Origin of the sequence: Aminobacter anthyllidis, assembly GCF_018555685.1 — a bacterium.
Lineage (GTDB): Bacteria > Pseudomonadota > Alphaproteobacteria > Rhizobiales > Rhizobiaceae > Aminobacter > Aminobacter anthyllidis.
Genome location: NZ_JAFLWW010000011.1, coordinates 41,912 through 65,968, shown reverse-complemented (window position 1 = coordinate 65,968; position 24,057 = coordinate 41,912). Strand labels below are relative to the sequence as shown.

19 protein-coding genes and 1 pseudogene are annotated in these 24,057 nt (G+C 58.6%); 7 read left to right on the top strand and 13 right to left on the bottom strand.

Features of this window, described 5'->3' with window-relative positions:
* Positions 1–85 precede the first annotated feature (85 nt).
* Positions 86–1,792 (bottom strand): calcium-binding protein, encoded by a 1,707-nt coding sequence (locus J1C56_RS27545; protein WP_214393187.1) that lies wholly within the window; start codon positions 1,790–1,792, stop codon positions 86–88.
* Between the two features lie 592 nt (positions 1,793–2,384).
* Here J1C56_RS27545 and J1C56_RS27540 point away from each other — a divergent pair.
* The 3 genes from J1C56_RS27540 to J1C56_RS27530 all read left to right on the top strand — a co-directional run bounded on the left by J1C56_RS27540 (position 2,385) and on the right by J1C56_RS27530 (position 6,110).
* Positions 2,385–3,887 carry an alkaline phosphatase family protein gene (locus tag J1C56_RS27540; protein ID WP_214393186.1) on the top strand — a complete coding sequence of 501 codons (1,503 nt, stop codon included), beginning with the start codon at positions 2,385–2,387 and terminating at the stop codon, positions 3,885–3,887.
* 361 nt (positions 3,888–4,248) lie between these two features.
* Positions 4,249–5,085 carry an FkbM family methyltransferase gene (locus J1C56_RS27535; RefSeq protein WP_214393185.1) on the top strand — a complete coding sequence of 279 codons (837 nt, stop codon included), beginning with the start codon at positions 4,249–4,251 and terminating at the stop codon, positions 5,083–5,085.
* A 104-nt stretch (positions 5,086–5,189) separates the two neighbouring features.
* Positions 5,190–6,110, top strand: coding sequence for a methyltransferase domain-containing protein (locus tag J1C56_RS27530; protein ID WP_214393184.1), 921 nt, complete (start codon positions 5,190–5,192; stop codon positions 6,108–6,110).
* A 393-nt stretch (positions 6,111–6,503) separates the two neighbouring features.
* Here the strand turns inward: J1C56_RS27530 and J1C56_RS27525 are convergent, their stop codons facing one another.
* A complete protein-coding gene (locus tag J1C56_RS27525; RefSeq protein WP_214393183.1) occupies positions 6,504–7,205 on the bottom strand; it encodes an FkbM family methyltransferase in 702 nt (233 codons plus the stop codon).
* A gap of 378 nt (positions 7,206–7,583) precedes the next feature.
* Entirely contained in the window at positions 7,584–8,210 is a 627-nt protein-coding gene (locus tag J1C56_RS33505) for a glycosyltransferase (protein WP_246592025.1), read from the bottom strand.
* A gap of 700 nt (positions 8,211–8,910) precedes the next feature.
* Between J1C56_RS33505 and J1C56_RS27515 the strand changes: the two genes are divergently transcribed.
* Together J1C56_RS27515 and J1C56_RS27510 are read left to right on the top strand one after the other, a co-directional pair.
* A complete protein-coding gene (locus tag J1C56_RS27515) occupies positions 8,911–10,173 on the top strand; it encodes a glycosyltransferase (RefSeq protein ID WP_214393181.1) in 1,263 nt (420 codons plus the stop codon).
* Positions 10,160–11,356, top strand: coding sequence for a glycosyltransferase family 4 protein (locus tag J1C56_RS27510; protein ID WP_214393180.1), 1,197 nt, complete (start codon positions 10,160–10,162; stop codon positions 11,354–11,356). Before J1C56_RS27515 ends, J1C56_RS27510 begins: the two co-directional genes overlap by 14 nt.
* A 98-nt stretch (positions 11,357–11,454) precedes the next feature.
* Here J1C56_RS27510 and J1C56_RS33760 read toward each other — a convergent pair whose 3' ends face one another.
* The 3 genes and pseudogenes from J1C56_RS33760 to J1C56_RS27490 all read right to left on the bottom strand — a co-directional run bounded on the left by J1C56_RS33760 (position 11,455) and on the right by J1C56_RS27490 (position 13,226).
* Positions 11,455–11,841: an integrase core domain-containing protein gene (locus J1C56_RS33760; protein WP_420797434.1), complete on the bottom strand. Its 387-nt coding sequence runs from the start codon at positions 11,839–11,841 to the stop codon at positions 11,455–11,457.
* A 19-nt stretch (positions 11,842–11,860) separates the two neighbouring features.
* Positions 11,861–12,343: an IS3 family transposase gene (locus J1C56_RS27500; protein ID WP_246592021.1), complete on the bottom strand. Its 483-nt coding sequence runs from the start codon at positions 12,341–12,343 to the stop codon at positions 11,861–11,863.
* 418 nt (positions 12,344–12,761) lie between these two features.
* A pseudogene (locus tag J1C56_RS27490) lies at positions 12,762–13,226 on the bottom strand (ATP-binding protein).
* Positions 13,227–13,403: 177 nt separating this feature from the next.
* Between J1C56_RS27490 and J1C56_RS27485 the strand changes: the two are divergent.
* Positions 13,404–14,570 carry an ATP-binding protein gene (locus tag J1C56_RS27485; RefSeq protein ID WP_214393177.1) on the top strand — a complete coding sequence of 389 codons (1,167 nt, stop codon included), beginning with the start codon at positions 13,404–13,406 and terminating at the stop codon, positions 14,568–14,570.
* A 13-nt stretch (positions 14,571–14,583) separates the two neighbouring features.
* Here the strand turns inward: J1C56_RS27485 and repC are convergent, their stop codons facing one another.
* The 7 genes from repC to J1C56_RS27450 form a co-directional block, all read right to left on the bottom strand.
* The gene (gene repC, locus J1C56_RS27480) at positions 14,584–14,745 is read right to left on the bottom strand and encodes a replication initiation protein RepC (RefSeq protein WP_275945184.1); all 162 of its coding nucleotides are present in this window, start codon (positions 14,743–14,745) and stop codon (positions 14,584–14,586) included.
* Between the two features lie 102 nt (positions 14,746–14,847).
* Positions 14,848–15,783, bottom strand: a complete 936-nt coding sequence (speB, locus tag J1C56_RS27475) for an agmatinase (protein ID WP_338001516.1) — start codon at positions 15,781–15,783, stop codon at positions 14,848–14,850.
* Positions 15,784–16,311: 528 nt separating this feature from the next.
* Complete coding sequence (locus J1C56_RS27470) at positions 16,312–17,121, bottom strand: ABC transporter permease (protein WP_214393175.1); 810 nt, start codon at positions 17,119–17,121, stop codon at positions 16,312–16,314.
* Positions 17,118–18,302, bottom strand: a complete 1,185-nt coding sequence (locus J1C56_RS27465) for an ABC transporter permease (protein WP_214393311.1) — start codon at positions 18,300–18,302, stop codon at positions 17,118–17,120. The genes J1C56_RS27470 and J1C56_RS27465 overlap by 4 nt, the downstream gene beginning before the upstream one ends.
* Complete coding sequence (locus tag J1C56_RS27460) at positions 18,302–19,366, bottom strand: ABC transporter ATP-binding protein (protein WP_214393174.1); 1,065 nt, start codon at positions 19,364–19,366, stop codon at positions 18,302–18,304. The genes J1C56_RS27465 and J1C56_RS27460 overlap by 1 nt, the downstream gene beginning before the upstream one ends.
* Before the next feature lie 99 nt (positions 19,367–19,465).
* Positions 19,466–20,476 carry an ABC transporter substrate-binding protein gene (locus J1C56_RS27455; RefSeq protein ID WP_214393310.1) on the bottom strand — a complete coding sequence of 337 codons (1,011 nt, stop codon included), beginning with the start codon at positions 20,474–20,476 and terminating at the stop codon, positions 19,466–19,468.
* 167 nt (positions 20,477–20,643) lie between these two features.
* The gene (locus tag J1C56_RS27450; protein ID WP_214393173.1) at positions 20,644–21,192 is read right to left on the bottom strand and encodes a cupin domain-containing protein; all 549 of its coding nucleotides are present in this window, start codon (positions 21,190–21,192) and stop codon (positions 20,644–20,646) included.
* A 130-nt stretch (positions 21,193–21,322) separates the two neighbouring features.
* On the opposite strand from J1C56_RS27450, the gene hisD reads away from it, so the two are divergent.
* Entirely contained in the window at positions 21,323–22,612 is a 1,290-nt protein-coding gene (gene hisD / locus J1C56_RS27445; protein ID WP_214393172.1) for a histidinol dehydrogenase, read from the top strand.
* The last annotated feature ends 1,445 nt before the right edge of the window (positions 22,613–24,057 follow it).

Here is a 24,057-nt window from a genome sequence, read left to right as displayed (position 1 = left end):
TGCCCGCACAGCAGATATTGCCTGCTGACCAGGTGACGATATCGTGAAATGATGCCCGCAAGACTATCCGTTTGCGGGGCGGAGGCTAGATGACAAAGTCCACCGTCGTAAGCACTGAGCCGTCGACCTGGATGCCGAAGTCGGCAACTTTGTCACCGTCCACGTCGCCTGAAAGCAGATGGTTGACGAGATGAAGTTCACCTGCTTTTCCGCTGAACTGACGATCGCCAATGAAGGAAAAAGCCTGATCCCCCGTGACGCGCAGATTGGCGTCGATGAGGCTCAAATCCAGCCGGTCAATCCCGTGTTCGAAGTCGGTGATGATGTCGGGCAGGTTGGGTGCGGCCTCACTTAGCGACCGGAACACGAACACATCACTTCCCGCCCCCCCGGTGAGGATGTCCATACCCTCCAGTCCCTCGAGTATGTCCTTGCCGGCACCGCCATTTAGCCGATCGTTGCCGGGGCCACCCTTGAGCGTGTCGTTGCCAGCTTCACCATAAAGAGTGTCGGCGCCATCGTTTCCGTTTAGAACGTCGCTACCGAGCCCGCCATAGAGCGTGTCGTTGCCTTTGCCGCCTTCCAACCTATCGTTGCCACCCAGGCCACGTACTTGATCGTCGCCAGCGCCTCCCACCAGATGATCCCTGCCCTCCTTGCCAGTGAGCTCGAGATTTTCAACGGCGGGCGCAGTACCGGAACTGGTGCCAGGAAGCGTGTCTGTTTTGCCCTGTATGTACGCAAGGTAGTTGTAGGAACTGGCATATTGCTGATTGAACTGCTTTGAGCCTGTCAACCAGCTGCCGTCGACTCCACCCTCGAAGACAAGATTGCCGCGCTGTAGATAAGTGGTATCTCCAGTATGCTTGTAGACAAACCCAAACCCGCTCACGATCAGCATATTGAGGTCTGCTGTGGGGGTGTCCTGGACGCCGTTGACGGAGGTCTCGTCAATGTACTGAAAAGCCTTTGCTGCGGGATCCCATTCATGTGCCCACATGTAGTCGAGATTGGATTTAACAAACTGAACGATGCGCGGGTCGGCATCGACCTGTTCATAATAATTGATGAGGGCCTCGTTCATCAGGCCATTCATGAAGGGCTTATCAATCGGGTCGCCGTCGACCGCCGCTCCTTCCATGAAATTTGGTCGGGAACCGTCGGCACTTTGAAACCCGGAAGTCAGAATCTTTTCGACCAAGGACTTGGCTAGCGCACGGAAGTCGTTTCCACCGGCCACGCCCCAATCCTCGCCATTAGCCTGAATCTTGGGCACGCCGACAGAGGGTGCGTCAATGAGGATTGCTTGTGTCAAGGTTTCGAGGCTACGTGCTTGCTCGCGGCCGCCCGAAAGGTGCGGGTCAAAAAGGTTCGCCCAATTGTTGTCCCTGTTCCACGCGCCGACGACCTGATCCGCCAACTTGCCGATGGCAGTCAAACTGGCCTGGTCTCCATTGATAAGGTAGTGCGCGGTAATGCCTTTCGGCATAGACCACCATGACGCGATGCTATAGTCGTTTGCCTCAACATAATTCTTTAGATAATCCGCAGCAATTGCGTTGCCTTGGTCAAGATAAGTCTTGTCGCCCGTCCGTGCATACCAGACGTAATTAATGAAGGCTCGATCATAGTAGTTTGCCGAAGCCCATGCAGCGCCGTCGGTTGCCCAATGGGTGGAGTTGTATGTTGTGAATGCCTGCTCATATTGGGCAAACTCTTGCCCAAGCCCAGACGATGCCGAAACCGATATCACTGGGCCGATAAGTGAATTTAGCAGATCAAGCCGTGTCATCTCCAACCTTTCGTTTTCGTGCGAAGCGCCCGAACCAATGCTGCTGCGCCGGTATCAGCCGATAGAATCAGCTGCCTAAGAGTTGGATGGGTATCCTGCAGCCTTCCAACCGGCATCGCAAGCTGCCCAGCTGTGGACAACAGCGTGCGCCGAGGCATCAGGGGGGCCTGTGCCGAACTCGCCGCGGTTCTCAATTAGAAGTTTGGCTTTAATCTGGCGGCCACAAGGCAATAAAGGGACGATGTGCGAGGTCTCACCGCAGCGAAACTGGGTCATCTCTGCAATGCAACGAATGGTTGAAATAATGGATCGGGGGAATTACGGGATAAGTTACTGTTTACATGCGCCGGTACTAGTTCGAATTGGATGCGGTGCGATTTCGCTCACGATTGTGACGGTTCCTCTGCCGTCTGAGCACTTTGAGACCCCATTCCTCAAAGGCATCACCTGCTGAGCCGGCACTCCGTTAAGTCGACTGGTGTAGGCGGACGAAGCGCCGCGTCAAACCTGCTATGCGTGAGGGTGTAGCGATTGCTATGACCAAACGACGAGAATACACTCCGTTCAGCATGCAGATAGAAAGCGATCCGCTATGGAGCAGTTCTATATGCGTTCGCAGCCGCCCAGTGCCTACGTCTTGACTAACCCAACGCCAGAGCGGCGCGAAAATTGCGCCGTGGTTATGCTTGAATTCAATGAACTGAGCCCAACGCTGATTACCCGCTTCATGGACGCCGGCGAGCTTCCCAATTTCAAGCGGCTCTACGACGGCTCATCCATCTTCACCACCGATGCTGAGGAGGCTTCCCCCAATCTCGAGCCCTGGATCCAATGGATAACGGTGCATAGTGGACTGTCCTACGATCAGCACGGAATCTTTCACCTTGGCGACGGACATAAGCTCGATAGTCCGCAGGTCTGGGATCTGCTCTCTCGAGCCGGCCGCACCGTCTTTGTTTGTGGGAGCATGAACTCGCGTTACGACCTGCCCATCAATGGCGCGGTGCTTCCGGACCCGTGGGCGAGTGGTACGCCCCCCTATCCAGCCGGCACATTCAGGAACTATTTCACTTTCGTTCAGCGCAACGTCCAAGAATACACTAATGACCGCATCCCGCTCTCAAGTGGAGACTATCTGCGCTTCCTGCGCTTCATGCTTGGACATGGATTGTCGGTCAACACTGGCATTTGGATCATCCGCCAGCTGATTGCGGAGCGCATGAATCCAAATTCCCGATGGAAGCGCGCGACCATTCTCGACAAGCTGCAATGGGATGTTTTCAAAAATTGGCACGCATCCCATAGGCCGGATTTTGCGACGTTCTTCATAAATAGTACGGCACACTTCCAGCACATGTATTGGCGTAACATGAACCCCGATGTTTTCACGGTTAAACCCGATCCGACCGAGCAGTCGGAATACCGTGGCGCGATTCTGTTCGGCTACAAGGAGATGGACCGCCTGATCGGCGAGGCACTGGCGCTCACTGATGATGGAAGAACGATACTCATCTTGTGTTCGGCACTTAGTCAGCAGCCGTGCCTCGTCTATGAAGATATCGGCGGCAAAACCTACTATCGCCCTCGCGTTTTCGAACGGGTCTTGGAATTTGCAGGCGTAGAGGGCCCGTACCGGATCGAGCCTGTGATGTCCGAGCAGTTCCAGATCCGCTTCGAAAAAGAGGCATCTGCCAAAGCTGCCGCCGAGGCTCTGCGCGCGGTTTGTCTCCCGGAGGGACCGGCGATGGAGGCTCATTGCCACGGAACCGACGTATACGCCGGATGCAACGTATATCGGCAGCTCCCGAAGGATGCGCCTCTCATGGGACCTGACGGCATATTGATGCCTTTCTTCCGCCTCTTCTACCAGGTTGAGGGGCTGAAGAGCGGGATGCATCATCCTGACGGCATCCTATGGATCCATGATCCGTACACGTCGGCCGATCACAGCGCCAGGCGCATCTCGCTGCGCGACGTCGCGCCGACGCTGCTCAGCTATTTCGACCTCCCAGCCACGGTTGAGATGACGGGGCGAGCAATATCGACAACCCCCGGCTCGGGTGTGCCGAAAGCAGATAAGTTGCGATGCAGGTAGATAGCCGATACCAGCGTCGCCACCCCTCCCCCTTCGCGAACTAATGCCCGACGAGCTAAACAACACGGAAAGGAGCCTAGTGGTTGCCGAAGCAGTAGGTCGAGCCCCACGCCCTCGTTCAGCATTAGCTCGAAAATTGTAACTTGTCCGACTGAAAGGCCGGTTACGAAAAACGCCTGAATGGAGTGCGCGCAGGGCCGCGAAGAATGCGGTGCGATCCAGGGTGTGGGAAAGCAACCGCGAGCAGGTGTTCAGAGGTGGGACTTCGTGATACCCGGGCCTTGACGGCTGCGCACAGGCAAGCACTTGGTCGGCCTGAAATCAAGGTTGCCGACCGGAGCAATAGAGCTATATTTAATGAATGTCTGACCCCAACACCCAGGAAGACCTTCCGTTTGTCCATTACACGCTGAAGCACCGCCTGATAGCGTGGATCAGCCAGCATCTGTTCGATAGCGCAACCTACACAGTTCGCCACGGTCTCCTGAAAGGTATGAAGCGGAAAGGCGGGCTCGGTTGGGTTCCGGCGATGTTCTCGCCTGGTCTTATGACAGCCGAGCAGCAGTTTTGGCGTGACCTCAATCTCAGCGGTATGACCGTCTACGACGTCGGCGCCTTCCACGGTTTGCTGACTCTGTTCTTCGCTTCTCGCGCGAAGGCAGTGGTCTGCTTCGAGCCGAACACCCCAAACCATAAGCGCCTAATGGAGAATCTGATGTTGAATGGGGTCGATAACGTGAAGGTGCGCAAGGTCGGTGTCGGCTCCCGGCGCGAGACGTGCAACATGGTGGCGAGCGCACTCATGCCGGGCGGCGCGAGCATTGACGGAAAGACGGTTGCGGAGTTGCTGCGGGCCGGGGTGGAAACAGTTGTAGAGGAGATCTCCATTGTCACACTTGATGAGGAGATCCCCCAAGCCGGACTGCCCACGCCCGATTTCATCAAGATTGATATCGAGGGGTGGGAAATCGAAGCGCTTCGAGGGGCGCGCAATACGCTGGAGTTGTATAAGCCAGCGATTTTTCTCGAGATGCATGGTGAGACATTACGGGAGAAAAGGCGGAAAGTTTCCGAAATTGTTGCCTTTCTGTGGGAGATCAACTACCGGCGTATCCTTCACGTAGAGACTGGCGCCACAATCACGCCAGAGAATACCCCTGTGGCGATGCAAGGTCATCTGTACTGCCGGACGACCTGATCCACCAGTTCTGTTTGGGTAAAACCGTCAGAGCCCATGCGCGCCTTTTCCATTCTCGCAGTCTGTCTCTACAGCATCCTCAATTTTATCCTTGGAGAGTCAGCATGCAAGGACTCGACCTGATTATTCGATGCCCCATTTGCCATGGAAAACTTGAATTTTCCGAAGGCGCAAGGTGCCATGGATGCCAGAGGCGGTACTCGGAAGCTGAGGGCATTCCCATTCTGGTGGATTTTGAGGACAGTATTTTCAAGCCAGAGGATTACGCCACTTCTGCGGGAAAAGTTATCCCTCGACTGCAGAAAGGCTCGCGACTGGGACGCTTCCTTGGTCGGCTTACCTATGGGGATAATGAGGTGGCATCGCACAACATTCATGTCTTCCTTGGTCGCGTGCGGGCCATATCCGCCGAACCTATAGTGCTTGTTGTGGGAGGTGGGACCATTGGATCAGGCGTCAGCGATTTGTACAGAGATGAAAATGTAAGGGTTGTTGGCGTGGACGTCTATGTCTCTCCTATTGTAGAGGTAATCTGCGACGGTCATAAATTACCATTCGCCAACGAAAGTTTTGATGGCGTTCTTATCCAAGCGGTACTTGAACACGTCCTAGATCCACATAGAGTTGTTGAAGAAATACATCGTGTCTTGAAGCACGGCGGCATTGTCTACGCGGAAACGCCTTTTATGCAACAAGTCCATGAGCAAGCCTATGATTTCACGCGATTTACCCTAAGTGGACACCGGTGGCTGTTCCGAAAATTCTCGGAAGTTGAATCTGGTCAGGTGCTTGGCCCTGGTATTGGTCTACTTTGGTCTATTTGTTATTTTGTGAGATCTATAACCGGGAGTAATAAAGTCGCTACTATTGTTACAGCGCCATTTTTCTGGCTTCGGCTAATCGAAAAATTGGCAAAGCGGGGGCTAGCATTGGATGCCGCCAGCGGCCTCTTCTTTATGGGCTCTAAAGCCGGTCAGTCCTTGAAGGCTAACGAGATGCCCGACTACTACCATCGAAACCGTTGAGCGGATCCCTGGCGCTAGAAGGCGCGCTGCGCGATGGGAGATATCCCCAAATGTGTTATCCGCCATGATTTACTCTCACCAGAGCATACGGCTCATGACACCCCGTTTTTGAAAACATGGGGGAGATTACGATTCAGCGTGTTGTTGCGCGGCGATGCAATGTCACCGCCTTGTCACAGCAGTGACGGAGACAATTGCAATGCTAACAAATATAATACATTGTTGATTGCACAACAACGTGATCTTGTAAGGTTTTCTGGGACGGATTGGAACATGTCTAGCGGGAAGACACTACGTTCACATTGTAGGGTCGCAGGTCCAATCCCAGTCACCGCCCGCTCCGACCCGGCAAATTCTTATACGTCGGCGCAAGATCGATCCTTTGCAGCTAGACTAGTTTCTACGCGCAAAAACGTGATCCCGAGCGCTGACGTGATCTACGGCAGGGTTGAATCTGTTGGGCAGCAACTCGAAACCGAGTGAGGTGAGTGTAGAGGAGACTTTGTCGCGTGTACGGTACAATTCTCCTTCGCCCGCATCTGCGCGAAAGTCGTGGCAAGCGATCACGACATTGCGGGTATTCTGTAGACACTTTTTCATTCCCTGCAACGCCGGCGCTTCAGCACCTTCAATGTTCATCTTCAACAGGGAGATCTTTCTTATTCCATATTCGTCGCATAGTGCATCAAGGGGCACGCCGGGCACTGTGTGTCGTGCGAGATCCGACAGACCCGTCGAAATGGTGGATGAAAGGCTGTCTGGCCCGTCTTCAATGAAGACAGGTCCCGAAACCGCCGCAATAGCTGCCAACACGGGAATGGTCCGGTCGCAATGCGAAAGCTGGATGGTTCTCAAGAGGCGTGAAAACGTAATGGGATGAGCTTCGATAGCCAACACGCGACCGCTCGATCCAACCATCGCATCAAAAAGCACTGTATCGGTACCGACCTCAGCACCGACGTCCAGGACGACGTCACCGGAGCGCACTTCGAAGTGCTGCAACCAATTCTTGCGGGCCAACTCTCTCCAGGGGGCCGCGCCGTTTCGTGCCAGGAGATGTCCGCCGTAGTACTCGAACCTAGCGCCGTCGACCACGTGCTCTCCGTCATATTCTCGCCCCCAGCTCCTGGAGGGGCGATCGTAAAAGACGCGTACTGCCCTAGTGCCGGATCCAGCTAATCTTTTTGCGTGGACGCACGCGATCTTAGCCAGCGCTGACCGGCCTCCAGGATGGTCTAATGCTCCGACAAGCAAATTGCGTAATGTCATCACCAAAGCATCCCGATACCGTCCCCGTATATTTGGTGCCCATGTCGGGAAGGGTCAACGCGCGTGATTGAGATTGCCTTGCCTGAGGAAAGCGCAGACAGGGAAAAGGTACTACCGCTCAGGATAGGTAGAGTCCTGTTTGGTGGCTCCAATTGACAGAGGAATTCCAATGTCCGCGAGTGGCGGGGGCTGGAGCTGAAAGAGCTATCTCGACGGCGTAGGCTTAGCTGCCGAGAATACGTTTGGCGGCAATAAGCCTTCGAACCGCCTTGCGCAGTTTCGCTCGTCAAAATCATTGCGGAGGTGCTGGAAAACGCGCGCACCGAGCTCCGCGCAATCGGGGCGGGTTACCGTCGTTAAGACGTGTATCCACTCATCGGCGGAATTCGCGCGCAAATAGTGTGTCGCATGGTCGAGCCCCAGGCCCTCCACCCCCAATTCAGTGCTCAGAAGGGCACGCCCGTAACGGGCGGCCTCGATGGCCTTCACTCTGGTGCCGCTGCCGTATCTTACTGGAACGATGGCGAGGTCGCATTGCCGGTATAGCGGTGTGAGGTCTGCCACCCGACCTAAGAACTCCACCCCGTCGGAGGGCGCGAGATCGGGTGGCCGGCCCGAGCCGACTATCCGGAGCTTTAGTTGCGACCGTCGTGCGAACGCCTCTGGCCATACGCTTCGCAAGAACCACCGCAAGCCTTCAGCATTGGGTGGCCAATCGAGTTTTCCAACGAACAGAAGATTGACGGCTTCCCCCGGGCTAGCCGCCAGCGGAGCTTCAAAGGTGAAACCGATCGGCACCGTCACAACATTTTCAGCGCCATAGAGGTCCATGAAAGCGCTTCTGTCCGTGTCTGATACGGTCGCCACAACATCGGCGCGCCGTACGAGGTCACGTTCGGCAGAAAATACGCACCAGGCCTGGATGGCGAGGAGTAACCTTAGGAATGGATTGGTGGTGTGTTGTGAGGCTCGTTTCCAGATTTGGGACTCAACATTATGAGCCCTATAGATCATAAAGGGGAGCGAGCTGGTCACGGCTCCCCAAACGTGGAGTGTGTCGCAGACCATGATCTGTGCATCGACATTCACGTTCTGGGAGAGTGCTCTCCTAAGACCGGGTCGGTAGAATTCGCGCATCGTCAGCGGCGAGAGCGGGCGAGTAACCAGATGGCGGGCCACTTCGAGAGGTTTGTACCGCGGTGAGCGCGGCCCCCGCCTGATAAACAAGCACTTCTTGATTCCGAGCCGAGCAGCCACTTCCTCCTCGGTAATGCCTGGGTCAGTCTGGGGAAAACAGACTAGTTGAATTTCGTGCCCCAACCATCCCAGCTGGCGGATCAGTGTGGCCGATGCAACGCTCGCGCCATCTTCTGGAGGCCACGGAATCCGTGGGGATAACCATAGTATTTTCGTCACGAACTGGCCACTGAATTTGCAAGGAGGTCCGACATTTGCAAAGGCTCCAACTTGGCGCCGTCCATGGCAAGGCAATAATAGCGCGAAAGGCCGCGACGTCGACTTAGATTGCCCAATGTGGTATCCGTTCACCACGTCATATGATGGCGTGGGCGAAAGGCGCTACGTGCGAATTCTAGCGATTAGTACCTTACTTCCCAACCGGACCATGCCCAATTTCGGGGTATTCGTACTCGAAAGGTTGAAATCGCTGGCACAGGTGGCGACGGTAGCCGTGGTCGCACCAGTGACATACTTTCCAGGGGCCGGCTTTCTGAGCCGATACAGGCTCAGGCGAGGAATTCCCCCCGCCGATAAGATTGATGGGGTTGCAATCGCATATCCCCGTTTTTTCTCCATTCCAAGGTATCTGAAGCCACTCGATCCGATATTTCTCGCCCTTCGCCTTCTTCCCCAAGTCTTGCGCACTGCCAAGCAGATTGATGTCATCGAATGCCATTTGGCGTTTCCCGATGGTGTCGCCGGCGTCATCCTCGGAGCGGTAATCGGAAAGCCAGTCTCGATAACCCTACGCGGGCACGAGATGAATGTTCTCTCGGAGTACCCCGTACGGCGTCGGCAGATAATGTGGGCACTCGGGCGCGCTCGGTGGGTGTTTGCCGTGGCGGAAGCGCTGCGTCAGAAAGCGCTCGAACTTGGTGTGGCATCGCAAAAGATCGAGGTCATCCCGAACGGTGTAAATCACGAGCGGTTTTGCCCCATGGATCGAGAGGACGCTCGCTTGCAACTGGCTCGACTGCATGGCGGAGAACGTCTCAGCGGGAACGTGCTACTTTCTGTGGGACATCTCGTGGAGCGCAAGGGGCATCACATTCTTGTCGATGCCCTCAAGCTATTGCATGAGCACTATGGCATTCGGGCGACTTTGGTAATTGTAGGAGCTGCGAGCGAGGAGGGCGATTATTCCAAGGAACTTCAAGCCACCATGCAGCGATCGGGGCGGTCATCGGATGTTGTATTGGCCGGCGACATACCCCAGTCGGTCCTTGGACTGTTTTACAATGCAGCGGACGTGACTTGCTTGGCGAGCAGTAAAGAGGGAAGGCCCAACGTGCTGATCGAGTCTCTGGCGTGCGGGACACCCGTTGTCGCCACAGATGTGTGGGGAATCCCCGAAATTGTTACGGATACGCGGGTGGGCACGTTGGTAGGGCGCACCGCCGAAGAATTCGCTCAAGCGCTGGCCGACGCGCTATTCCATGGCTACGATCGGGATTTCATTAGTGAGTTCTCGAACTTGTTTTCCTGGCAACAGAGCGTAGACCGGATCCTGGCGCGTTACTCAGAGCATGGCGCAAAAGGCCATGGCGGAGCTTAAGCGGCGCTACAGGATCTTGTTCATTCATCCCGGGCCCGTGCCGCCGAGCCGAACCGAGCAAAGAAATCTACTCTTCCATCTTTCAAGGATAAGCCATGGTGATGTCGTTACGACCAGATGGGCCGGTGAGGAAGATGGCACGCTGATACCGTCTAGCGGCCGGTTCCAGGTTCTAGGCGACTTCCGCTATCACGCGATGATCCGTGGGTTGGCGCCCAGTTTCCTGCGTCCACTCAGGACATTTGCCTATTTCTCTGCCAAGGGGATGCTCCTGTCATTAGCCCGGGCGCGTTACGATGCTATTGTTACCTACGGCCCATTCATACCGTCGATTGCCGGACTGGTTGTCAGCCGGCTGACCGGGGTCCCGCTGATCATCGACGTCCCCGGTCACCCAACCAAGGGGTACCGGTACTCATCGGACAAGGGGTCTCGCTTAAGGGCCTGGGCCGCCGAATGGCTTGTGCCTGCAGTTCTGAGACGCGCTGACGTGTTGAAACTTCTCTATTCTACTCAACTCGATGGGTTACAGGGCTCCGTTTGGCCGGCATCCGTCGTGTTTCATGATTTCGTCCCACTTTCCATTATCGAGCGGGCAGTCGAGTCGCGCGATGCGTCGGGCCACGGCGACTATCTCTTGTTTCTGGGCTCCCCATGGTTCCTCAAGGGTGTCGATGTTCTGATCCGCGCCTTCAATACGATCTCAGAAAAATTCCCGTCTGTATCGCTTATGGTGGTCGGGCACTGCCCCGACAGGACCCCATTCGAGGTACTCGCGGCCAACAATCCTCGGATCACTTTTCGCGAAGGCGTACCACACGCGGAAGCAATGCATCTTATGACGGGCTGCCGTGCGTTTGTTCTACCCTCCCGAACCGAAGGAATGGGGCGCGTGCTATTGGAAGCCATGGCCGCTCGCAAACCAATAGTTGCAACGCGCGTTGATGGCATACCAACATATATAGAAGACGGCGAAAACGGCTTGCTCTTTGATCCTGAGAACGCTGACGACTTAGCGGCGAAGCTTGAATCGCTTCTAGGCGACGACGATCTGGCCGCTCGTCTAGCTCTAGAGGGTTTCCGGCGCGTGTTCGAGCGGTACTCGGAGGAACGCTACATCGAGCACTTCGAGCGGATGCTTGGTGACCTTGTAGACCGACAGCCGGTTGGTGCTCCAAGGTAGCGCTCGACGCGCCGCGCGCCCTATGGTGTCAAACGGCTTCCAAAACTGACCCTCGATTGGAGTGAACCCCTCGGGCTGGACCAGCGAGGCGCTTCAAACTAAGCCGCCTGCTGGGCGAGTTGGGTTTCGAATTCTGCTGGCGATCTGTAGCCAAGGGCTGAGTGCAACCGCTTGGCATTGTAGACCTCTTCGATGAACCTGGGCAATCGCTCGGCCACTTCCGAGAAGGTCTCGTATCCGGCGGGATAGATGTCTTCCACTTTCAGCGTCTTCATGAAGCTCTCCGCCTGAGCGTTGTGATAGGGGTTCCCGACAGCACTCATGGAACCTGTCAGACTGGCCGCATCAAGCGCCCGTCGGTAGGTCTCGCTTGCGCGGTCGGTGTGGTGAATGCAGGCTGGCGGAGGTTTTCTGTTCTCAATGGCCGAATGCAACGCTGCCAGCGCCAGCGGCGTGTCCAGGCGTTTCGATAGTGCATAGCCCACAACCTTCCGGCTGCAGGCGTCAAGAATGACAGTCAGATAGCAGAAGCCAGCAGCAAAACGTAAAATCGGCAACCCACACCATGTCGAGTCGAGGCGGGATCAGGTTGCGATAGAGGTTCGGGTAGATCGGTGAATCGTGGCGGCTATCGGTCGTGCGAACATAGCGCCTGCGCTGCTTGATCCCCAGGCCGTTGGCCCGCATCACGCGCGCCACACGCTTGTGTTTGACGAGATGACCCCGCCAGTGAAGCTCATGCGTTACACGGCGATATCCATAACAGGGCAACTCGTCCTGGATGTCCTCGATAAGAGCAGCGAGCTCGGCGTCGTCGAGCTTTAAAGTCGGAGCCTTGGATTGGTAGTAGAACGTGTTCCTCGGGAGGTCGATCACTTTGCACCCCCGTCTGACGGAGCAGGCCGCGGGCCGGTGACGATGGACGATTTCTCGTTGCCGCAGGCGATCGGCTGGCGCGGTGTTTTTTTTAACCAGGTCCAGCTCCATCGTGACCTGGCCGACCTTGCGTTCCAGTGCCGCAATCTGCGCCGTTCATCATTAAGCTCGCCGCGATCGAACTGTGTCAGCCACAACTGGATGAGGTTCGCCGAGACGCCGTACGTGCGTTGCGCATCACGTCGTCCGATGACGCCGTTTCGGATGTCCTGGCAAAGCTGCAGCTTGAACGGCGTTGAGTGCCGTCGATATGGTCCTCGAGACTTCATGAGCCTTCTCCGATTGAGGCCCACAGAGCGTATCAGTTCTTCCGTGTCCCGTGGTCCAGCCCGAGGGGTTCACTCCAGATCGGCGTCCAATTTTGAGCCCCTTATGTAATGCGCGGCGGTCAGCGTTCGCCCGGGCGGAGCTGGTCACGGTTGCGCAGCCCGGGCGAACGCGGATTGCGCTTGGCAGCTTGATGGGGCGATCAGGCGCGGTTCTTGAAGCGCCAGGATTCGTTTCCGGTCTCGACGATCTCGCAATGATGGGTGAGACGGTCGAGCAGCGCCGTCGTCATCTTGGCGTCGCCGAAGACGGCGGGCCATTTGCCGAACGCCAGGTTGGTGGTGACGATGACCGAGGTCTGTCATAGAGCCTGCTGATCAGGTGGACAGAGCAATTGCCCGCCGGCCTGGGCAAAGGGCAGATAGCCGAGTTCATCGAGCACGACGAAGTCGAGCCGGGTGAGGTAGTTGGCGATGCGGCCCTGCTTGCCGCCGCGGTGCTCGGTCTCGAGCCGCTTGACGAGATCGACGACGTTGAAGAAGCGGCCACGTGAGCCGTTGCGGATCAGGGCGCGGGCAATGGTGATTTGCCAGATGCGACATGCCGGTTCCGGTGCCGCCGATGAGCACGGCGTTGCGCTGGTCGGCGACGAAGGTGCCGTTGGCAAGGTCCCGGGCCAGCACCTCATTGACCGGCGTGCCGTCGAAGTCGAACATCACCGATGTCCTAACAACGATGCCGACCGCAAGCTCGGCAAGGCCGCAAGACTCATGGTCTGATTGCAGCAGCCACGCTACCGAGCTTTTTCCTTGCAAATCTGGACTAATACTCCATAAATGCAAGGATGATCCCCCGCAGAATTGCCCCTGAAGTCCTCGAACTGCTCGACACCTCACCCGCCGTAGCGCTGTTAGGGCCCCGCCAAGTCGGCAAGACCACGCTCGCATTGCAGATCGCCGAGACGAGGCCCTCGATATATCTCGACCTCGAGTCCGAAGCTGATCGCGCCAAGCTGGCAGAACCCGAGCTCTATCTCGCGAGCCATGAGGACAAGCTCGTCATCCTCGACGAGGTCCACCGACTTCCCGATCTCTTTCAAAACCTTCGCGGGTTGATCGATCGAGGCCGCCGCAGCGGCCTTAGGACAAGCCGGTTCCTCCTGCTCGGATCTGCCTCCATCGACCTGATGAAGCAGTCAAGCGAAACGCTGGCCGGACGCATCGCTTATATCGAAATGCACCCGATCGATGGTCTCGAGGTTCCCCCGCAGGATATTTCAAATCTTTGGGTGCGCGGTGGCTTTCCCGACAGCTTCCTCGCTCCGAGCGACCGTGCCAGCCTACGCTGGCGACAGGATTTCATCCGCTCCTACCTTGAGCGCGATATTCCAATGCTCGGTCCACGCATTCCAGCGGAAACTCTGCGCCGTTTCTGGACCATGCTTGCCCATCACCAGTCTGGCCTCCTCAACGCCGCCGAATTCGCGCGCGCGCTTGGTATAGACGGCAAAACGGTCGCCTCCTATCTAGATCTCCTGGTAGATCTCCTGCTTGTGCGGCGGCTCCAGCCTTGGCATGCCAACATTTCCAAACGACTAGTGAAATCGCCGAAGATCTATGTCCGCGACAGCGGCCTCACCCATTCGCTTCTTGGTGTAGGCACACAGGAACAGCTTCTTGGCCACCCCGTAGCCGGAGGCAGTTGGGAAGGCTTCGTCACCGAGACCCTTTCCGCCGCAGCCCCTTCAGGCACCCGGTTGAATTTCTACCGGACGTCTGCCGGCGCCGAAATCGACGTGCTCCTGACCCTGCCCGGCTCTGCTGTGTGGGCCATTGAGATCAAGCGCAGCCTGGCTCCCAAGGTCGAGAAGGGTTTTCACCTCGCAGCCGAAGAAATCAAGCCCGACCGGCGCATCGTCATCTATCCCGGAACCGAGAAATATCCTCTGCCGCACGATGTCGAAGCCATGCCGCTCGCAGAAGTCGGGGCGGACCTCGCAAAACTTGGCTGACGCTTATCCTGCCCTAGCGCGCGTCGTTGGCCTTGCCGCGCAGCAGCGGACCGATCGAGAACTCGCCCGCTCTGGCCTTCGCTGTCAGGCTGCGCCGGTACGGGCCGGGGCTTGAAATCTCCTCACCCCGCTGCAGCATCGCCGCCACCATGATCGCGGCATCCACCGGGCCCATCGCCTCGCAGACAAGACCATTGCGCCGCAGGCCGTTATATTTCTGACAAAGTTCATTTGCTCCTCCTCAACGTGTATCTTTTTCGGTGATGGTCAGGTCGAACTACCTGTTGGCTTTTGAGACGGTGCCTGCAGCAACGCAGAGGATCTCAAACATCAGCGTGGCCGCCGCGAGAGCTGTATTGCCGCTGGTATCAAATGGCGGTGAAACCTCGACGACGTCGGCACCGACACAGGTAATGCCTTCAAGGCCACGGACGAGGCATTGCGCCTCGAAAGTCGTCATACCGCCGATTTCCGGCGTTCCAGTCCCAGGTGCGTAGGCCGGGTCAAGCACGTCAATATCGAAACTAACATAGGTCGCTTGCGAGCCCACGCGGGCGCGGGTTTCGCGCAGTACCTGTTCGACTCCTAACCTCTTGTATTCGTCGAAGTCGATCACGCGGATGCCCTGATCGCGTCCCCAGCAATCGTCCCCGTCAGCATAAAGAGCGCCGCGGATTCCGATTTGCACTGTCCGCTTCGGGTCTAGGATCCCCTCCTCGATTGCCCGGCGAAACGGGGTCCCGTGGGTGTATTTCTGGCCGTCGAAGTACGAATCCCACGAGTCCGTGTGGGCGTCGATGTGGACCATTCCCACGGGCCCTACGTGCTTGCTAATCGCACGCATGACCGGAAGCGTGCTCAGATGATCGCCGCCCACAAAAATGGGCACTATGCCCGAGGTGCAGATGTCGTCGACGAAGCGCTCGATTCGCAGCATCGAATCTGCGAGATCAGCCGGATTGACCGGTGAGTCACCAAGGTCGGCGCAACGGCAGAGGGCGAAAGGATTGACGCCAGTCGCGCGATTGACGTTGCGAACCATCGTTGAGGCGTCGCGCACCTGCCGCGGTCCCTGTCTCTCTCCTGGGCGATTTGTCGTGCCACCGTCCCAAGGAATCCCAAACAACCCAATCTGGACGTCGTCCCAGTCGGATGAACCGGGGAGAACTAGTGGGAGCCGCATCAACGTCGCTGCCCCCGCATATCGAGGCATTTGCGTTCCGGTCACGGGAGTAAATCGGCGGTCCGTCATTGCAATACCTTTCCAGAGTAGGTGGTCGACCCGGAATTGGTGTCACTTTGGACGCAGCGGACGAATGCCTATCTACTCAAGTTGACTTCTGCCCAAACCGAGTGAGCATCCCGCTCAGCTTTGCGTTTCGATGCCGCCGACCGGCCGAAAACAGGTGTGGGGGTATTGCATGAAGGCCGTGTCCGACTTCGATCTTCAGCCAATCAAAATTGACGACCTGCTGAGCGTTCAGCGTACGTCGCGCCTTGCCTCTGGGGCCGCGACAGCACGCCGAGCTTCGACGCGTTGGAGGCAAGCTCGTGAAATGCCTTGCGCACCAAGGAGATGACTCACACGCCCTGGGCTCCGTTCGTTTTTCCAGCTCGCAAATCGGCTTTAAACCAGCGTGTCCCGTCCGCGAGCTTACCGTGGCGGTTGATGGTCATGATGGTTCCCGTGTTGACTGATCCAATGCCGGCCGAAGTGGAAGACTTCGGCCGGCACCATTGTTTACGCAGGCTTTAGCGCATTCTGGCTGCGCCAGCGCAGGAAGCCGACAAGGCCGGCAATGCATAGCGTTCCGACAATCATCAGGAAGGCCGCAGCCGCCACCGTCGGGCTGATATTCTCGCGGATGCTGGCAAACATCTGCCGCGCCAGCGTGCGCTGGTTGGGACCGGCGACGAACAGCGTCAGTACCACCTCGTCGAGCGAGGTGGCGAAGGCGAACACCGCCCCCGTCAGCATGCCGGGCATGATGATCGGCATGGTAACGCGCCTGAACACCCGCGTCGGCGAAGCACCCAGACTGCTCGCCGCCCGCTCCAGCCACGGGTCCATGGCATTGAGAGATCCCGACACGCTGACAAGCACGAAGGGGATGCACAGCACTGCGTGGGCCACGATGACGCCGAGGTAGGAATTGGCGAGCCCGAGCCGGCCGTAAAGCATCTGCATGCCGACGCCAAGCACCACTGCCGGCACCACCATCGGCATCAGGAAGGTGGTGCGGATAGCACTGGCGAAGGGGAGCTGGCTGCTGCGCAGCCCGAGTGCCGCCAGCGTGCCCAGCACGGTGGCGACGAGGGTCGCACCCCCACCGATGACCAGGCTGTTGACGATGGAGCGCCGCCACGTCGCGTTGCTCTGCAACTCGCTGAACCAGCGTGAAGAGAAGGATTCGATCGGGTAGTTGAGGAATACGCTCGAATTGAAAGCGAGCGGCAGGATGGCGACGATCGGCGCCAGCAGGAAGAACACGACGGCGATGCCGAACACGATCTGGGCTGTGCGCAGCGTCTGACTGGTTTGGCCGCTCATGTCGCCACCATAGTCGGCGAGCGAGAAAGCCTGCCATAGACAAGATAGAGCACGGTCGTGACAACAAGCAGGATCAGACCCAGAGCGCCAGCCATGCCCCAATTGGCCGTGCCGGTGGCGAAGAAGGCGATCACCGAGCTGATCATCTGGTCGTTGGCGCCGCCGACAAGTGCCGGCGTGATGTAGTAACCGAGCGCCACCATGAACACGAGCAGCGAGCCGGACATGAGACCCGGCAAAGCAAGTGGCAACAGCACATACCGGAATGCCTTGAGCCGCGACGCACCGAGTGAGGCAGCTGCCGGCATCAGATTCTCCGGAATGGTCAGCAGGCCACTGTAGATCGGCAGCACCATGAACGGCAAAAGCACGTGCGTCATGGCGATGATGACGCCGGTGCGGTTGAAGATCAGCGGCAGCGGTTCGCTGATCAGGCCGATTGTCTTGAGCGCGTCGTTGATCAGGCCTTCGTTCTGCAACAGGATGAACCAGGCTGCTGTGCGCACCAGAAGTGACGTCCACAGCGGCAACAGCACGGCGATCAATAGTATCGCGCGCACCCACCCCTTGGTCGCCGCGGCGATCAGCGCATAGGGCAGCCCGATCGCCGCGCACAACAGCGTCACAGACGCGGCGATCAGGAAGGTTCGCAGCATGATCTGGCGGTTGGCCGACGTGTTGGCATCGAGCGCCGCGACATCGCCGCTGGCGTCGCGTTCGAGGTCGGCAGCGGCGAGCAGATAGCGGTCGGTGTAGAGCGGCATGGCGCGTTTCATCGCCAGCCAGTATTTGGCATCGCCCCAGCGTGGGTCGATGGCAACGAGGTCGAGGGCCTGGCCTTCGGTCGCGCCTTTGGCAGCACTTGCGGTGCGCGACATCAGCGAGCGGAAACCCGAAAGCTCGCTGTTCAGCCGCCGCACTGCGTCGCCGAAGGCGAGTGAGTCGACCGGCATGCGCAGGTCGGTGACCAAGGCCGCCGACATTTCCGCATTTGGTGGGCTAACCCCATCCCATTGCGCCAACACCGTGGCCGTTTGCGGCAGCACGCCGCGCACTGTGCCGTCAGTGACCGAAGCCATCATCATCGTTGCCAGCGGCCAGACGAAGAACACCAGCAAGAACGCCATCAGCGGTGTGATCAGTCCCAGCGCCGTCAGTCTTGCGCGCGTTACCGACGACATCATGGCGCGATCACCGTGCATTCCTCGGGGTCGAAGGTGGCGAATGCCTCTGCGCCGACGGCCCAGGCGCGGGCCTTGCGCTCAAGCTTTGCGACCATCTCGACGCCACTGCCGGCGAGCCGCACGCGGAGATGGTCGCCCTGGTAGACGGTGTCGAGCACCTTGACCGGCACGGCGTTCGCCGCGTTTGAAGTCTCGGCGAGCCGCACCCGTTCGGGGCGTACGCTTACGAGTGCCACAGCACCGCTGGCAAACTCCGATGTCAGGTTGGCCTCCACCATTGGTCCTGCATCGAGCCTGATCTTTGCCCGCGCGCCGTCGCGTGCCTCCACCTTGCCGGCAAACATGTTGGTCTCGCCGATGAACTCGGCGACGAAGCGTGTCTCCGGGCGGTCGTAGATCGCCTCGGGCGATGCCAATTGCTCGATCCGGCCGGCATTGAACACGGCGATGCGGTTGGACATCGTCAGCGCTTCGCCCTGGTCATGCGTGACGAAGACAATGGTTAACCCCAGCCGCCGGTGCAGCTCGCGCAGTTCGAACTGCATGTGCTCGCGCAGCTGCTTGTCGAGCGCGCCGAGCGGCTCGTCCATCAGCACCACGCTCGGCTCGAACACCAGCGCGCGGGTCAGTGCCACGCGCTGCTGTTGCCCGCCCGAAAGCTGCGCCGGCTTGCGATCCTTGATGGGCGTGAGTTGCACCATGTCGATGGCGCGTCCGACGCGCTCGCCGACCTCGGCCTTCGCCATGCCGCGCATGATCAGCGGAAAGGCGACATTCTCCGCAACCGTCATATGCGGAAACAACGCATAATTCTGAAACACCACGCCCATATTGCGACGATGCGCCGGCAAATGGTCGATGCGTTGGCCTTGGAGTTTTATCACCCCACTGGTCGGCTCGACGAAGCCAGCGAGCATCATCAGGATCGTCGTTTTGCCTGAGCCGGACGGGCCCAGCAGGCTCAGGAATTCGCCCTGTGCGATCTCCAGATCGAGCTCGTCGACCACCTTGAACGAGCCGAACGATTTGGAGATGCGTTCGAGGTTGATGAAAGCCGACAAATGTCCCTCGCAGCAGGCGTTGACCCTTCCCTCGGCGGATGCCGGGGAGGCACAAAGGAAACCCGCGCTCAGCACGGGCTCCCTTTCGTGTTGACGTCCTTACTGCGCCAGCCAGGCGTTGAACCGGCTGGTCAGCTCTTCGACGTTGTCGACCCAGAATGCACCATCGAGCGCGACCGCGTCCACCAGATTGGTTTCGGCCGTCGGCAGGTCGGCGGCGAGGTTGGCAGGCACTGCCGCCGCCGCCTCCTTCTGCGGCAGGCCATAAGCGATGTATTCCGGCAACTTGGACTGGTTTTCCGGGGCGCTGGCAAAGGCGATGAAGTTCATCGCATCGTCCTTGTTGGGGCTGTTACGCAGCACCACCCAGCTGTCGATGGCGTAGATGCTGCCCGGCCAGACCACCTTGAAGTGCTTGCCTTCGGTCTTGTTTATGCCCGAGATGCGGCCGTTGTAAGCGGTCGTCATCACCACTTCGCCCGAGGCGAGTAGCTGCAGCGGCTGGGCGCCTGCTTCCCACCAGACCACGTCCTTCTTAATCTCGTCGAGCTTCTTGAAGGCACGGTCGACGCCTTCCGGCGTGCGCAGCACTGTGTAAACATCCGCCGGCTTCACACCGTCGGCCATCAATGCGAATTCGAGCGAATACTTCGGCCCGCGGCGCAGGCCACGCTTGCCTGGGAATTTCTCGGTGTCCCAGAAATCGGCCCAGGAGGTTGGCACCGTGTCCTTCAGCTTATCCCCGTCATAGCTCAGCATGGTCGACCAGACGATGGCGCCGACGCCGCAGTCATGCGCCCCCGCCGCCAGAAACTTGTCCTTGCCGCCGAGTTTGTCCCAGTCGATCTTTTCGTAGAAGCCGTCTGTGCAGCCGAGCTCGAGTTCTTCCGTTTCGACCTGCACCACATCCCAATTGGGCTCGCCGGCCTTCACTTTGGCAGCGATCACGCCTATGCCGCCGTCCCAGCTTTCGTCGAGCACCGGCTTGCCCAGCTTCTGGGCGTACGGTTCGAAATAGATCTTCTTCTGCGCGTCCTGGTAGTTGCCGCCCCAGGAAACGACGGTCAGATCGCGTGCCGACGCTGCACCCGCTACGAGCGAAAGTGCCATGCCCGCCGCACCGATCGTGCTGATTGTCCTTTTGAAAGTCATGTTCTTATCCTTTTCCACCTCTGGACCGGATAACAAGAGCACAACTGAGGTGAGGGCAACAGGCCTGATGCCGTCGGGTCAAGCGCTGGTCGATATATCGACCGAATCCTGGCCGCCGACACTTCTTAGTAAGTTGGTGGCGTCACTGCGCTGATGATCTGGCTCGGCTCGTCGCTGGCATTGCGAAAGCGATGCGGCGAACGGCTGTCGAAATAGTAACCGTCGCCACGCATGAGCACCCGGCTTTCGCTGCCGACTGTGATTTCGACCGCTCCGCTCACCACAAAGCCCGCTTCATGGGCCTGGTGGCTGAAGGCTTCGCCGGTATCGGCGCCCGGTGCATAGGTCTCATGCAGCATCAAAATGGTGCGGTTCGGGAAGTTCACACCCAGCATTCGGTAAGAGATCGAGTCATAATTGCCAATCTCGATGCAATCCCGCGCCGAATAGAACGGTGACGACGGCACCACGGAGGTGATGCCGGAGAAGAACCCCGGCAAGGTCGTGCCGAGTGCGTCGAGGATGGCGCTCAGCGTGTCCACCGACGGGCTGATGCGGTCGCGCTCGATCAGCGAGATGGTCGAATGCGAGATCCCCGAGCGTGCCGCCAGCTCCCTGATGCCGAGATGGCGGCGGCGACGCAGCTCGCGCAGATGTTCCCCGATTTGCGACATGGCGGCTCCTTTGGGTCGGGATGGTAGCATCGACCGGTTAGAATACTAGACGATCGCCCGCAGTCCGATTGTGTCGAGGGTCGCCGTCCCTCACTGTCGACATGAAACCGCAGTCATCCGGAACAGAACCATGCAGCTTTCATCCGAAATCGCCGCCCGCATCCATCATCTCAAGGCTCCGAGCCCCACCGCCGTGGCCGATGTCGGCGAGATAGAGCAAACGGTGAAAAGCGTGCTTGCCGGTGTGCGCGAGCGCGGCGACGAGGCTTTGCGTGAGTACAGCCGCACCTTCGACCGCGCCGAGGTCGCGCACTTCGAAGTCTCCATGGCCGAGCGCGAGGCGGCGGTGGCAGCACTTGATCCGCAGACCGCTGCCGATACACGTTTTGCCATCGAGCGTGTGCGCGCCTTCGCCGAAGCGCAACTGGCAACCATGCTCCCCCTCGAGGTCGAACCCCTGCCGGGCCTGCACCTCGGCCATCGTGTCATACCGATCGCGCGCATTGGCGCCTATGTGCCCGGCGGGCGTTATCCGCTGCTGTCGGCGCCCGTCATGACCATCGTGCCGGCGAAGGTGGCCGGCTGCGACGAGGTCAACGCTTGCCTGCCGCCGAACGCGCATCAGGCGATGATCGCCGGATGCCACCTCTCCGGAGCCGACCGCATCTTCCGTGTTGGCGGCGCCCAGGCGATCGCCGCCATGGCATATGGCACTGAGACCATTCCTGCCGTTGACAAGATCGTCGGCCCCGGCAATGCCTATGTCAACGAAGCCAAGCGCCAGGTTTTCGGGCCGGTCGGCATCGACCAACTCGCCGGGCCGAGCGAGATCTTCATCGTCGCCGACGCCTCGGGCGACGCTGCCATGATCGCCACCGACCTATTGGCGCAGGCCGAGCACGATGTGCGTACGCGTGTCGGCTTGATCACCACCGATCCGAAACTGGCTCAGGACACGCTGGTGGAGGTCGAACGTCAGCTCGCGGGTCTATCAACCGCCAATGTCGCAGCACCCGCCTGGCGCGACTACGGCCAGATCGTCGTCTGTGATGACGAGGCGGCGATGTTGGGCTATTCCGATTTCATCGCCGCCGAGCACCTGCAGATCCACACCATCGAACCGCATGCGACAGCCAAGCGGTTGCGCAATTACGGCTCGCTGTTCATAGGCACCATGGCGAGCGTCGTCTATTCCGACAAATGCTGCGGCACCAACCACACTTTGCCGACCATGGGCGCCGGGCGCTACACCGGCGGCCTCTGGGTTGGCTCCTACGTCAAAGTCTGCACCCATCAGTGGCTGGAGCGCTCCGGCGTCGAAGCCGTCGCACCGTCGGCGATCCGCCAGAGCGCCAGCGAGGGGCTGGAAGGGCATCGTCGCGCCGCCGCTCTGCGCATGGAGCGCATGCAACTCGGCTGAAGGTTGCCGGATTACAAAGGGAAGCATTGCGCCCCCTTTGTCATCCGGCATTAATCCCGGCCCGCTCAGGATCGTGAGTTACGACAGGCTCCAATCCAGAGCGACGGGCAAAAGGGGTTTTGGTCGCTCCGCTTGCTGAACGAATTCGCTGCCATTCAAGTTCCTCAAAGAGACAAATCGCAATCGGCCCAAAAAGCGGGCGCTTTGGGTGCCTAAGTACGAGTTGGGTGTTCAAAATGCTGCGAGAACGTGGCTCACCAACCCAAGTGGGGACGGGCATGTCGGGTCTTCCTTGCTTGCGAGGTAACTTCCTGAGAGCAATTCGAAATATGGAGACGTAACAGTTGCGTCGGCTACCACACCCACCCCGCCACGGAATGCAGGCGGCCCGACTTGACGTGATCCAAGCGGGCCGCTTTGTAATCAAACGAATTTGGCGATCGCGCCCGAAGGCCACTCCGGCAGAAACGGTCTGTCAGAAAGACATTTCCTTTGATAATGAAGTCGTCCAATCTGACCGCATCAAACGGGATGGAGGACTCGATGAAGTGGCTGATATTGGCTGCCGGGGTGTTGCTATTCTTCAACGGAATGTTCACTCGGACTTATAGTTTTGAGAATGAAACGCCTGCCAGACATTGCTATCAAATGGATTACATCGGGCTCTATGGATGCTTCGGCAGTCCGATAGTGCCCACGCTAGTCTCCTGGGGTGTAACTTTGATCGGGGCTGGCCTCATCGTTGGGTCAATTGTTCGCGCTCGGCGGAAGGGCACCTAACCCAATTATGGTCGCCGTCGAGCGCTTGGAAGGTGTTGACTTACCGGTTGTTCCGTCCCCCGAGCCCTCCTCGATCATTCGGCGCTCACCGGTGGCGGGAACTTTGCTTGCAGACTGCCGAACATCGGTTCGCCACTGGCATTTATGCAATCGGCGGGGACATTTACCGCTGCGGTGAACATGTCCTCCTCGCCCTTCGGGACGCTAGGCTTTCCTTCGTGGTAGACCACTGGACACCACCGCCCGAAATGACGCTCGTATCGGAACCAGGTGCTCATATCTTTGGGCTCCTTCTGTCGACCATGACCGGCCTCCCTAGATGATGATAGTGCCTAATTTGGCAACCTGATCCTCAGCTTGCCGTGCGGGGCACTGCTCACGCAAAGGGCATCTTGACCGCGGCTCGCTCGGCATAGTTCAGGATGCGTCGAACGCAGGCCTCCTTTGACGCCACCGGCCCCGCCGCCATGACCAAGCGGGACGTGTCTAGTGCGACGAGCCGCTGCCCGCGAAACACGGCCCCCGCCCGCCCTCGTACAGCACCTGCTGTCGACATGTCGGAAACGCCATCAACTGTTGTCCGCCGAATGGTCAAAGTGGGTCGGTGCCCCATCTATTTACAATGTCCCGACGCAGGGGATCCATCAAAGACAAAAGCGGCGCAC

What these genes read in the sequence shown, in the direction of transcription:
- J1C56_RS27470 (WP_214393175.1), bottom strand. Translation starts at nt 17,121, where the DNA reads ATGAGCGGCCAAACCAGTCAGACGCTGCGCACAGCCCAGATCGTGTTC.
- J1C56_RS27515 (WP_214393181.1), top strand. Translation starts at nt 8,911, where the DNA reads ATGTGGTATCCGTTCACCACGTCATATGATGGCGTGGGCGAAAGGCGC.
- J1C56_RS27540 (WP_214393186.1), top strand. Translation starts at nt 2,385, where the DNA reads ATGGAGCAGTTCTATATGCGTTCGCAGCCGCCCAGTGCCTACGTCTTG.
- J1C56_RS27450 (WP_214393173.1), bottom strand. Translation starts at nt 21,192, where the DNA reads ATGTCGCAAATCGGGGAACATCTGCGCGAGCTGCGTCGCCGCCGCCAT.
- J1C56_RS27485 (WP_214393177.1), top strand. Translation starts at nt 13,404, where the DNA reads ATGATCCCCCGCAGAATTGCCCCTGAAGTCCTCGAACTGCTCGACACC.
- J1C56_RS27510 (WP_214393180.1), top strand. Translation starts at nt 10,160, where the DNA reads ATGGCGGAGCTTAAGCGGCGCTACAGGATCTTGTTCATTCATCCCGGG.
- hisD (WP_214393172.1), top strand. Translation starts at nt 21,323, where the DNA reads ATGCAGCTTTCATCCGAAATCGCCGCCCGCATCCATCATCTCAAGGCT.
- J1C56_RS27530 (WP_214393184.1), top strand. Translation starts at nt 5,190, where the DNA reads ATGCAAGGACTCGACCTGATTATTCGATGCCCCATTTGCCATGGAAAA.
- J1C56_RS27465 (WP_214393311.1), bottom strand. Translation starts at nt 18,302, where the DNA reads ATGTCGTCGGTAACGCGCGCAAGACTGACGGCGCTGGGACTGATCACA.
- J1C56_RS27500 (WP_246592021.1), bottom strand. Translation starts at nt 12,343, where the DNA reads ATGGAGCTGGACCTGGTTAAAAAAAACACCGCGCCAGCCGATCGCCTG.
- J1C56_RS27545 (WP_214393187.1), bottom strand. Translation starts at nt 1,792, where the DNA reads ATGACACGGCTTGATCTGCTAAATTCACTTATCGGCCCAGTGATATCG.
- J1C56_RS27535 (WP_214393185.1), top strand. Translation starts at nt 4,249, where the DNA reads ATGTCTGACCCCAACACCCAGGAAGACCTTCCGTTTGTCCATTACACG.
- repC (WP_275945184.1), bottom strand. Translation starts at nt 14,745, where the DNA reads ATGGGCCCGGTGGATGCCGCGATCATGGTGGCGGCGATGCTGCAGCGG.
- speB (WP_338001516.1), bottom strand. Translation starts at nt 15,783, where the DNA reads ATGCCTCGATATGCGGGGGCAGCGACGTTGATGCGGCTCCCACTAGTT.
- J1C56_RS33505 (WP_246592025.1), bottom strand. Translation starts at nt 8,210, where the DNA reads ATGGACCTCTATGGCGCTGAAAATGTTGTGACGGTGCCGATCGGTTTC.
- J1C56_RS27455 (WP_214393310.1), bottom strand. Translation starts at nt 20,476, where the DNA reads ATGGCACTTTCGCTCGTAGCGGGTGCAGCGTCGGCACGCGATCTGACC.